8 protein-coding genes and 2 tRNA genes are annotated in these 10,775 nt (G+C 64.1%); 8 read left to right on the forward strand and 2 right to left on the reverse strand.

What is annotated here, in order from left to right:
- Nucleotide 1: 1 nt before the first annotated feature.
- Entirely contained in the window at nucleotides 2-1,327 is a 1,326-nt protein-coding gene (locus tag PMI42_RS21610) for a multicopper oxidase domain-containing protein (protein WP_008137983.1), read from the reverse strand.
- Between the two features lie 153 nt (nucleotides 1,328-1,480).
- Here PMI42_RS21610 and PMI42_RS21615 point away from each other — a divergent pair.
- The 8 genes from PMI42_RS21615 to PMI42_RS21650 all read left to right on the forward strand — a co-directional run bounded on the left by PMI42_RS21615 (nucleotide 1,481) and on the right by PMI42_RS21650 (nucleotide 10,061).
- Nucleotides 1,481-1,565: transfer RNA gene (locus PMI42_RS21615), tRNA-Leu, on the forward strand.
- A gap of 177 nt (nucleotides 1,566-1,742) precedes the next feature.
- Nucleotides 1,743-3,104 carry a trigger factor gene (tig, locus tag PMI42_RS21620; protein WP_008137985.1) on the forward strand — a complete coding sequence of 454 codons (1,362 nt, stop codon included), beginning with the start codon at nucleotides 1,743-1,745 and terminating at the stop codon, nucleotides 3,102-3,104.
- 299 nt (nucleotides 3,105-3,403) lie between these two features.
- Nucleotides 3,404-4,039: an ATP-dependent Clp protease proteolytic subunit gene (locus tag PMI42_RS21625; protein ID WP_008137987.1), complete on the forward strand. Its 636-nt coding sequence runs from the start codon at nucleotides 3,404-3,406 to the stop codon at nucleotides 4,037-4,039.
- Between the two features lie 447 nt (nucleotides 4,040-4,486).
- The gene (gene clpX / locus PMI42_RS21630) at nucleotides 4,487-5,758 is read left to right on the forward strand and encodes an ATP-dependent Clp protease ATP-binding subunit ClpX (protein WP_008137988.1); all 1,272 of its coding nucleotides are present in this window, start codon (nucleotides 4,487-4,489) and stop codon (nucleotides 5,756-5,758) included.
- 326 nt (nucleotides 5,759-6,084) lie between these two features.
- A complete protein-coding gene (gene lon, locus PMI42_RS21635; RefSeq protein WP_008137989.1) occupies nucleotides 6,085-8,508 on the forward strand; it encodes an endopeptidase La in 2,424 nt (807 codons plus the stop codon).
- Nucleotides 8,509-8,584: 76 nt separating this feature from the next.
- The gene (locus PMI42_RS21640) at nucleotides 8,585-8,989 is read left to right on the forward strand and encodes a GFA family protein (protein WP_008137992.1); all 405 of its coding nucleotides are present in this window, start codon (nucleotides 8,585-8,587) and stop codon (nucleotides 8,987-8,989) included.
- A 64-nt stretch (nucleotides 8,990-9,053) separates the two neighbouring features.
- A tRNA-Val gene (locus tag PMI42_RS21645) sits at nucleotides 9,054-9,130 on the forward strand.
- 70 nt (nucleotides 9,131-9,200) lie between these two features.
- Nucleotides 9,201-10,061, forward strand: coding sequence for a class I SAM-dependent methyltransferase (locus tag PMI42_RS21650; protein WP_008137994.1), 861 nt, complete (start codon nucleotides 9,201-9,203; stop codon nucleotides 10,059-10,061).
- Between the two features lie 125 nt (nucleotides 10,062-10,186).
- On the opposite strand, the gene PMI42_RS21655 is transcribed toward PMI42_RS21650, so the two are convergent.
- On the reverse strand, nucleotides 10,187-10,775 hold a 589-nt coding region (locus tag PMI42_RS21655), incomplete at its 5' end, for a cation diffusion facilitator family transporter (protein ID WP_008137996.1).

Raw genomic sequence — 10,775 nt, forward strand, 5'->3', positions numbered from 1 at the left:
TTCACTCTACGGCGTACCAGCGCACCAGCCGCGGCGCGGCCCAGTCGGTCAAGACGGATTCGATCAGCCAGCGTCCGGGTGAGGTCGCCGCGAACGCGATGCGCTGGGTCTGGCCGGGCTCGATCGCGAGCGTGTCGAGCCAATAGGGCTTCCAGCCGTCGTCGAGCTTGTCGAGCAGGCGGAAATGGTGGCCGTGCAGGTGGAACACGGTCGCGGTGGGATTGGGGTTCTTCAGGGCCAGCACGACAGTGCGGGCCGTCCTGGCGCGAAAGGCGGGGGCGGAGGAGGCGGAGAAGCTGGCAGGCCGGGTCCAGCCGGCCTCGGCTACACCGAGCGCGACATCGAACCGCAGGGCGCCTTTGAGATCGAGCTTCTCGGGAAGGTCGTTCAGGGGAAGAGGCTGTGGCGGCAACAGCGGCACACGCTCCACTTTGCCTGAGACCGCCAGCTTTCCGATCTGGCGCGCCACCTTGCCGTCATGGAGCAGGAATGGCGACGATGTGGCCGCATCCACGAAGGCGTCGGCACGTGCTCCAGGCGCCAGCACCAGGGCGCCGTTGCGCGCGGGGAACGGCTCGGCCGGCTGCCCGTCCAGCGCCATCACCTGGACCTCGTGGTTCTCCAATTTGATCGCCAGAACAGAGCGTTGCGAGCCGTTGATGAAGCGCAGCCGCAGCCGTTCGCCGGCCGACGCTGAGAGTTCGAATGAAGTTTGCCCGTTGATCGTATAGAGCGGGCTGGTGTCCTTGGGGTCACGGCCCGGCGGGAGCGCGCTCCCATCGGGGCGCAGGCGCCATTCCTCGATCAGCAGCACCACGTCGCGATCGACGGGGACCCGGCTGCTCTCGGCCGCGATGATCGGCAGCGGGCGCGCGGGCTGCTTCTGGCCATCTTCGAAGAGCCTGAAGTCGGCCAGCAGGATTCCTGCATTTGGTATTGAAATCGTTGATATTTCCGTCGTGTCCGGGGCCGTCGGCGCGCGGCCCCGCAGCGGATCGGTCACGGCCGGGGCAATCAGGCCGTACCAGACTGGTGCAAGCGGCACAGGCAGGTTGTTCCGGAAGACGACCTCGCAGCGGTCGAAACGCTTCAGACGGACGTCCCCAATGTGGCTTACGGCAGCCAGCTCCCAGATTGGCGTCGCCGGCTGACCCGGCCTGAGGGGCAGCGTTGCCGGCCTTGCCTGAAGGGCAAGCTGCGCGGTCCCGGCCGGGGTTGCGCCGCCCGCCATCAGCCCGGCTGCCGACGCGCCAAGAGAGGCGCCAAGGGAGGCGCCAAGCCCGGCCAAAACCTCGCGTCGATCAGGGGTAAAAATCCGCGGTCTCATGGGGCTGATCCGGACCACGCCGCGGTGGATAAGTCCAGCCATCGTGCCGACTTGGAGCCTGCCTCGATCAGGCCATTTTTTTGCTGCGAACAGGCGGGCACATGCTATAAGCCCGCCGCCCGCGGCATCGCGGCCGGTCTTGATGCAAATTACGCGGGCGTGGCGGAACTGGTAGACGCGCTGGATTTAGGTTCCAGTGACGAAAGTCGTGGGGGTTCGAGTCCCTCCGCCCGCACCAAGCGCTTTCAGCGTTTGCACGGATTACTGAGGGGCCTTGCTCCGCGCGGATGCTTTTCCGTCGGGGCCGGGTTCGATGAACCGCCGGCGTTGAGGCGTTTGCCTCGCGCCGGATCGATTAATGACAGCGTCCCGACGCGCGACGTGCCGGGACCGAACGAGAAGAAGATTGGACGCCATGCAGGTCACAGAAACCCTCTCGGAAGGTTTGAAGCACGAGTTCAAGATCAGCGTTCCCGCGTCTGATCTCGACGCCAAGGCCGGTGCCAAGCTCGTCGACCTCAAGGACAAGGTTCGCATCAACGGCTTCCGTCCCGGCAAGGTGCCGGTCGCCCATCTGAAGAAGGTCTATGGCCGTTCGGTGATGGCCGAGACCATCGACCAGACCATCCGCGACACCAATACGCAGCTGTTCTCCGAGCGCGGCTTCAAGCTCGCGACCGAGCCGAAGATCACCATGCCGAGCGAGCAGGCCGAGGTCGAGGAACTGCTGAACGGCAAGACCGATCTGACCTACACGGTCGCGATCGAGGTGGTGCCCGCGATCGCACTCGCCGACTTCAAGAGCTTCCAGGTCGAGAAGCCCGTCGCCGAGGTCGCCGACACCGACGTCGACGAGGCCATCAAGCGCATCGCCGACACCAACCGCGGCTATGCCGCGAAGGCCGACGGCGCCAAGGCCGAGTCGGGCGACCGCGTCACCATCAGCTTCAAGGGCACCATCAACGGTGAAGCCTTCGAGGGCGGCACGGGTGAGGGCATCCAGGTCGTGATCGGCTCCAACACCTTCATCCCCGGCTTCGAGGAGCAGCTCATCGGCATCGGCACGGGCGAGACGCGCACGCTGAAAGTGTCGTTCCCCAAGAACTACATGAGCGAGAAGCTCGCCGGCCAGCCGGCCGAGTTCGAGACCACCGCGACCTCGATCGAGGCACCGCAGGACGTTGCGATTGACGACGAGTTCGCCAAGACGCTGGGCCTCGAATCGCTCGACAAGCTGAAGGAAGCCGCGCGCGAGCGCCTGGTTGCCGAGTTTGCCGGTGCGACGCGTCAGCGCGTCAAGCGCGCGCTGCTCGACCGCCTCGACGAGGCGCATCGCTTCGAGGCGCCCCCGTCGCTCGTCGACGAGGAGTTCAACCTGATGTGGAACTCGGTCAAGGCCGAGATGGATTCCGCCGGCAAGACCTTCGCCGACGAGGACACCACCGAGGACGCCGCCAAGGAAGAATACCGCAAGATCGCCGACCGCCGCGTGCGCCTCGGCCTCGTGCTCTCCGAGATCGGCGAGAAGAACAAGATCACCGTGACCGACGACGAGGTCGGCCGCGCCGTGATCGAGCGTGCGCGCTCGATGCCCGGCCGCGAGAAGGAAGTCTGGGACTATTACCGCAGCAATGCCCAGGCTCTGGCCCAGCTTCGTGCACCGATCTATGAGGACAAGGTCGTCGACTTCATCCTCGAGCTCGCCAACGTGACCGAGAAGAAGGTCTCGCGCGAGGACCTCTACAAGGACGACGAGGCGGAAAAGACCGCCGCCTGAGGGCGTTGAGACGGCAGCCTTCTATTAAGGATGATCCGCGATCAGGCCCGGCTAGCCATGTGGCTGGCTGGGCCTTTTTGCGAGAATCAGCTTCAACTGCCCCGTGGATTAAGCCTTAATTCGCTCCGCACTTGTCTGGCGTGAATTGGGCTATATCTGTCGGTACACCCCGTACCCAAGCCAAGCGTTCTACCTCTACCAACTTCCTGCATCACGGGCGTTCATCGGCCTTCCGGCAAATCCAGCCAAAATGGCAGCCAGGACCGGCGATGTCCGCCTCCTAAAACCCCAGGTGACTCATGCGCGATCCGGTTGAAACCTACATGAACCTCGTGCCCATGGTGGTCGAGCAGACCAACCGTGGCGAGCGCGCCTACGACATTTTCTCGCGCCTGCTGAAGGAGCGCATCATCTTCCTGACCGGCCCGGTCGAGGACGGCATGTCGACGCTGGTCGTCGCGCAGCTGCTGTTCCTTGAGGCGGAAAATCCGAAGAAGGAAATCTCGATGTACATCAACTCGCCGGGCGGCGTGGTGACGTCGGGCCTTGCGATCTACGACACCATGCAGTTCATCCGCCCGCCGGTCTCCACGCTCTGCACCGGCCAGGCCGCGTCGATGGGCTCGCTGCTGCTCTGCGCCGGCGAGAAGGACATGCGCTTCTCGCTGCCGAACGCGCGCATCATGGTGCACCAGCCCTCCGGCGGCTTCCAGGGCCAGGCCACCGACATCATGCTGCACGCCCAGGAAATCCTGAACCTGAAGAAGCGGCTCAACGAGATCTACGTGAAGCACACCGGCCAGACCTACAAGACGATCGAGGACGCGCTGGAACGCGACAAGTTCCTGACCGCCAACGACGCCAAGGAGTTCGGCCTGGTCGACAAGGTCATCGACAAGCGCGCCGAGGAGCCGGCGCCGACGAAGGCCCCGTAGCACTACTGGTCTGTTACGGCGATCTCTCGGGATCGCCGGGGACCTTCAGGGAAGCGTTCACGTTTAGGACACGCGAGCGCGTCGCAAGACCCTGTTTTGCGCCCTGCGGCAGGCAGAAAGTTCCGCTTTCGTGCTTGTTTTTCGTGGCAATCCAGCAACGGCGGGGTGATTTCGATCACTTCGCCCGTGCCAAGACCGGAAATCACGGTATTGTCACGGGTAGCCGTCGACCCCCGATTAGCGAATTCTTGATAGTCGGGTGACAGCATGGTTGGCTACGAATGATCGGCTATGATCGCGGAGAATCGAGTGACCGTGATTCGCACGGGATGTAACGCGTAGGGTCTTTTTTGGTACGGAATTTGCTCTATTTGAGCTTCATACCGATCGATGTGTCGGGATGGGGCGATCGAGCGGAACGGGATCGAACCGCGGACGGAGACATGAATGAGTAAGGTCGGCACGAGCGACTCCAAGAACACGCTATATTGCTCGTTCTGCGGCAAGAGCCAGCACGAAGTCCGCAAACTGATCGCGGGTCCCACGGTCTTCATCTGCGACGAGTGCGTCGAGCTCTGCATGGACATCATCCGCGAGGAGAACAAATCCTCGCTGGTCAAGTCGCGCGACGGGATTCCGACGCCGAAGGAAATCTGCAAGGTGCTGGACGATTACGTCATCGGCCAGAGCCATGCGAAGAAGGTCCTGTCGGTCGCGGTGCACAACCACTACAAGCGCCTCAACCACCAGACCAAGCACAACGACGTCGAGCTTGCGAAGTCGAACATCCTGCTGATCGGTCCGACCGGTTCGGGCAAGACGCTGCTCGCGCAGACGCTCGCCCGCATCCTCGACGTGCCGTTCACGATGGCGGATGCGACGACGCTGACCGAAGCCGGCTATGTCGGTGAGGACGTCGAGAACATCATCCTGAAGCTGCTCCAGGCCGCCGACTACAATGTCGAGCGCGCCCAGCGCGGCATCGTCTATATCGACGAAATCGACAAGATCAGCCGCAAGTCCGACAATCCCTCGATCACGCGCGACGTGTCGGGTGAGGGCGTGCAGCAGGCCCTGCTGAAGATCATGGAAGGCACGGTGGCTTCGGTCCCGCCGCAGGGCGGCCGCAAGCATCCGCAGCAGGAGTTCCTGCAGGTGGACACCACCAACATCCTGTTCATCTGCGGCGGTGCGTTCGCCGGCCTCGACAAGATCATCTCGGCGCGCGGCCGCTCGACCTCGATCGGTTTCGCGGCCCAGGTGATGGCACCGGAAGACCGCCGGACCGGCGAGATCTTCCGTCACGTTGAGCCCGAGGATCTCCTGAAGTACGGCCTCATCCCCGAATTCGTCGGCCGTCTGCCTGTCGTGGCGACGCTCGAGGATCTGGACGAGGTCTCGCTGAAGAAGATCCTGACCGAGCCGAAGAACGCGCTGGTGAAGCAGTACCAGCGCCTGTTCGAGATGGAGAACATCGAGCTGACCTTCGCCGACGAGGCGCTTGGCGCGGTCGCCCGCAAGGCGATCGAGCGCAAGACCGGCGCGCGTGGTCTGCGTTCGATCCTCGAGGCGATCCTGCTCGAGACCATGTTCGATCTGCCCGGCCTCGAAGGTGTGGAAGAAGTCGTGATTTCCCGCGAAGTCGTGGAGGGTACGGCCCGTCCGCTCTACATCTACGCCGATCGGACCGATCGCGCCGTCGAGAATGCCAGCGCCTGATTTTCTCGGCGCTGGAACGCTCCAATCGTCCAGAGAAGTGACGGCTGCGGACATCTCCTCCGCAGCCGCTGTTGCGTCGCTTACCCGTGTGCGTAAGCGCCTGATGGCGCGCGTCTTTCAATGACTTGACACCCCCCCGGTCGATAGCCACCTAATGTCGGCGGCGAGCGAGAATTCTGTTCAAGATTCGCCTCAGTTCCGATCCGGCAAGCCCGGTCCAACCTTCGAATGGTAGACCGGATTTTTGGATCACCTCGGCACCTTGTGGCGGTTGCGCATGAGCATGGCGGACTGCGTGTGAGGGGGCAAAGCAAAAGGAAAAGGCCATGACCAATCCAAAACCCCGGCCAACCATCGTCCATGGCGAAACGCACGCCTATCCCGTGCTGCCGCTGCGCGACATCGTCGTCTTCCCGCACATGATCGTTCCGCTCTTCGTCGGCCGCGAGAAGTCGATCCGCGCGCTCGAAGAGGTGATGAAGAACGACGCGCTGATCATGCTCGCCACGCAGAAGAACGCGTCCGACGACGATCCGGCGCCCGATGCCATTTACGAGACCGGTACGCTTGCCAGCGTGCTCCAGCTCTTGAAGCTTCCCGACGGCACCGTGAAGGTGCTGGTCGAAGGGCTCGAGCGTGCGCGCGTGCAGAAATACACCGATCGCAGCGAGTACTATGAAGCGACCGCGATCGCGCTCGCCGACACCGATGCGAAATCGGTCGAGGCCGAAGCGCTTGCGCGCTCGGTCGTGTCCGACTTCGAGAGCTATGTGAAGCTCAACAAGAAGATCTCGGCCGAAGTCGTCGGTGTCGTGCAGGCGATCACCGATTTCGCCAAGCTCGCCGACACCGTTGCCTCGCATCTCGCCGTCAAGATCGCGGATCGGCAGGGAATCCTGGAGACGCTGTCCGTCACCACGCGCCTGGAGAAGGTGCTGGGCCTGATGGAGAGCGAGATCTCGGTGCTGCAGGTCGAGAAGCGGATTCGCTCACGCGTCAAGCGCCAGATGGAGAAGACCCAGCGCGAGTATTATCTCAACGAGCAGATGAAGGCGATCCAGAAGGAACTCGGCGACGACGACGGTCGCGACGAGCTCGCCGATCTCGAAGAGAAGATCGCCAAGACCAAGCTCTCCAAGGAAGCGCGCGAGAAGGCGCAGCATGAGCTGAAGAAGCTGCGCCAGATGTCGCCGATGTCCGCGGAAGCGACCGTCGTGCGCAACTATCTGGATTGGCTGCTGTCGATTCCGTGGAACAAGAAGTCCAAGGTGAAGAAGGATCTGGAAGCGGCGCAGGCCATTCTGGACTCCGATCACTACGGGCTCGAGAAGGTCAAGGAACGTATCGTCGAGTATCTCGCGGTGCAGTCCCGCGCCAACAAGCTGACCGGGCCGATCCTGTGCCTCGTCGGTCCTCCCGGCGTCGGCAAGACCTCGCTCGGCAAGTCGATCGCGAAGGCGACGGGGCGCGAGTTCGTGCGCGTCTCGCTCGGCGGCGTGCGCGACGAGGCCGAGATCCGCGGTCACCGCCGCACCTATATCGGCTCGATGCCCGGCAAGATCATCCAGTCGATGCGGAAGGCGAAGTCTTCCAATCCGCTGTTCCTGCTCGACGAGATCGACAAGATGGGCGCCGATTTCCGCGGCGATCCGTCCTCGGCCCTGCTCGAGGTGCTCGACCCCGAGCAGAACGGCACCTTCAACGACCACTATCTCGAGGTCGACTACGATCTGTCCAACGTGATGTTCATCACGACCGCGAATACGCTCAATATTCCCGGACCGCTGATGGACCGCATGGAGATCATTCGGATCGCGGGCTACACCGAGAACGAGAAGGTCGAGATCTCGCGCAAGCATCTGATCCCGAACGCGGTGTCCAAGCATGGCCTGGACTCCAAGGAGTTCTCGATCGACGACGACGCGCTGCTGCTGCTGATCCGCCGCTACACCCGCGAAGCGGGCGTGCGCAACCTGGAGCGTGAGCTCTCCACACTCGCCCGCAAGGCGGTGAAGGAGCTGATGATCTCCAAGAAGAAGTCGGTCAAGGTCACCGAGAAGACTCTTGAAGAGTTGCTCGGCGTGCCGAAGTACCGCTTCGGCGAGATCGAGAGCGAGCCTCAGGTCGGCATCGTCACCGGCCTTGCCTGGACCGATGTCGGCGGCGAGCTTCTGACCATCGAAGGCGTCATGATGCCCGGCAAGGGCAAGATGACGGTCACGGGCAATCTGCGCGACGTAATGAAGGAGTCGATCTCGGCGGCGGCGTCCTACGTCCGCTCGCGCGCGATCGTCTACGGCATCGAGCCGCCGCTGTTCGACCGCCGCGACATCCACGTGCACGTGCCGGAGGGCGCGACGCCGAAGGACGGCCCGTCCGCCGGCGTGGCGATGGCCACCGCGATCATCTCGGTCATGACCGGCATCCCGGTCCGCCACGATGTCGCGATGACCGGCGAGATCACGCTGCGCGGCCGCGTGCTGCCGATCGGCGGCCTGAAGGAGAAGCTGCTGGCTGCGGCCCGCGGCGGCATCAAGACGGTGCTGATCCCCGAGGACAACGCCAAGGATCTCACGGAGATTTCCGATGCGATCAAGGGCGGCATGGAGATCATCCCGGTGTCGCGTCTGGACGACGTCGTCGCCAAGGCGCTGGTGAAGAAGCCGGTGCCGATCGTCTGGGAAGAAGACACCAAGGTGACGGTGAAGTCGGACGGCGACGAAGCCGCCGGCGGCCTGACCGCTCACTGAGATCGCAGCTCGAAAAACATGATAAAACGGCGCCTTCGGGCGCCGTTTTTGTTTGAGGGGCAGGGGAGCGAGGGCCATGCAGATCGACGGGCAGTGCCATTGCGGGCAGATCACCTATGAGGCCGAGATCGACCCGGAGACGGTGTCGGTCTGTCATTGCCGCGACTGCCAGGCCCTGACGGGCTCACCGTTCCGGGTGACCGCGATCTGCACAAAGGCCGACGTCAGGCTCACCGCAGGCACGCCCAAGGTCTATGGCAAGCGCGGCGACAACGGCCGGATGCGCTTCCAGCACTTTTGCGCCGACTGCGGTTCCCCGCTGTTCACCAGCGGCGAGGGCGACCAGGCCGACGATTGGGGCATCCGCTGGGGCAGCATCCGCCAGCGCGACAAATTGCGGCCTGTCCGGCAGATCTGGTGCCAATCGGCGGCGGTGTGGATCGACGCGGTGCCGCTGCTGCCGGGCCGGCCGGGGGATTGAGGGCGCGGGGATCGGCGTTCCGGACTTGCCCGTACGGGGCGGGTGGGGATAAAGAGGCGGCGAGGGGCGGTTAGCTCAGCTGGTTAGAGCATCTCGTTTACACCGAGAGGGTCCGCGGTTCGAATCCGTGACCGCCCACCAGCCTTTGTTCGCGTCGCGGGCGATGGCTTCGCAGGCCAGCCCAAGCGGGCCGCCGAACGGGAGGCCTCCAATGGAACAACCAGCCGGACACGCAGAGAACGCCGACCAGATCGCCTACTGGAACGGACCAAGCGGACAGCGCTGGGCCGATCGCCACGCGGCGCAGGAGAGCCTGCTTGGCCCCATTGCCGATGCGCTGATCGCGCGTGCCAGGCCGAAGCCGGGCGAGCGCGTCCTCGATGTCGGCTGCGGCTCCGGCGCGACGACGTTCGCGTTCGCAAAGGCCGTCGCGCCCGACGGCTTCGCACTCGGCCTCGATGTGTCCGAGCCGATGCTGTCGCAGGCCCGCGCGTTTGCGCCGAAAGGCCTGCCGCTCGATTTCGTGCTCGCGGATGCGACGGTCTATCCGTTCGAGCCGGCGAGCTTTGACCTGCTTGCCTCGCGCTTCGGCGTGATGTTCTTCGCCGATCCGATCGCGTCCTTCACCAACCTCCGCCGGGCGCTGAAGCCGTCCGGGCGGCTGGCGTTTGCGTGCTGGCGCGAGCCGAAGGAAAATCCGTGGATGATGGCGCCGTTGATGGCGGTCTACAAACACGTGCCGAAGATGCCGTCGGTCGGGCCGGAAGAGCCGGGACCATTTGCTTTCGCGTCAGAGGAGCGCGTGACGCGCATTCTGAAGGGCGCCGGCTTCGTCGATGTCGCGATGGAGCCGCAGAACCTGCCGATGGACGTCGCCATCGGCGGCGGCCTCGATGCCGCCGTCGACGGCGCGCTCCAGATCGGCCCCGCCAGCCGCGCGCTCCAGGGCCATCCGCCGGAGACATATGCGGCCGCAAAAGCCTCGATCCGCGAGATGCTGACGCCGTTCCTCAAAGGACAGAGCGTGGCGCTCCAGGGCGCGATCTGGATCGTGACGGCGAAGGCGGCGTAGGGGGCCGCTCTATCCCCCGTCATTGCGAGGAGCTCTTGCGACGAAGCAATCCAGACTGTCGCCGCGGAGACATTCTGGATTGCTTCGCTGCGCTCGCAATGACGATCTGGACGGATCCTTGGCCCTCACACCACCTGATCCGGCGCCAGCGCGCAGCCATTGTCGGGATGCGTCTCGATCTGGAGCGTGGTGTGGCCGATGCGGAACGAGGCCTTCAGCAGCTCGGCCGTCTCCATCAGGAAAGCATCGCCGGCGCCGGTCGGCATGACAAGATGGCAGGTCAGCGCCGTCTCGGTGGTCGAGATCGGCCAGACGTGGAGATCGTGAATGCCTGACACGCCGGGCCGTTCCAGCAGGAACAGCTTGATTGCGGCGATGTCGGTGCCCTTGGGCGCGGCCGCCATCGACATGTCGATCGAGCTGCGGAGCAGGCTGGTCGTGCTCCAGAGGATGGTGACGCAGATGACGAGACTGGTGACGGGATCGAGCCAGAGCCAGCCGGTCCAGATGATCAGCGCCGCCGAGATCACGACACCGAGCGAGACCGCGGCATCGGCCGCCATGTGCAGATAGGCGCCCTCGATGTTGATGTCGTCCTTGCGCCCGCTGGCGAACAGCAGCGCGGTAAAACCGTTGATGAGGATGCCGATGCCGGCGACCACCATCACGGTCACGCCCGCGACCGGCTCCGGCTCGCGCAGCCGCAAGATCGCC

The sequence above is a fragment of the Bradyrhizobium sp. YR681 genome (assembly GCF_000282615.1).
Lineage (GTDB): Bacteria > Pseudomonadota > Alphaproteobacteria > Rhizobiales > Xanthobacteraceae > Bradyrhizobium.

What these genes read in the sequence shown, in the direction of transcription:
- PMI42_RS21610 (WP_008137983.1), bottom strand. Translation starts at nt 1,327, where the DNA reads ATGAGACCGCGGATTTTTACCCCTGATCGACGCGAGGTTTTGGCCGGG.
- tig (WP_008137985.1), top strand. Translation starts at nt 1,743, where the DNA reads ATGCAGGTCACAGAAACCCTCTCGGAAGGTTTGAAGCACGAGTTCAAG.
- PMI42_RS21625 (WP_008137987.1), top strand. Translation starts at nt 3,404, where the DNA reads ATGCGCGATCCGGTTGAAACCTACATGAACCTCGTGCCCATGGTGGTC.
- clpX (WP_008137988.1), top strand. Translation starts at nt 4,487, where the DNA reads ATGAGTAAGGTCGGCACGAGCGACTCCAAGAACACGCTATATTGCTCG.
- lon (WP_008137989.1), top strand. Translation starts at nt 6,085, where the DNA reads ATGACCAATCCAAAACCCCGGCCAACCATCGTCCATGGCGAAACGCAC.
- PMI42_RS21640 (WP_008137992.1), top strand. Translation starts at nt 8,585, where the DNA reads ATGCAGATCGACGGGCAGTGCCATTGCGGGCAGATCACCTATGAGGCC.
- PMI42_RS21650 (WP_008137994.1), top strand. Translation starts at nt 9,201, where the DNA reads ATGGAACAACCAGCCGGACACGCAGAGAACGCCGACCAGATCGCCTAC.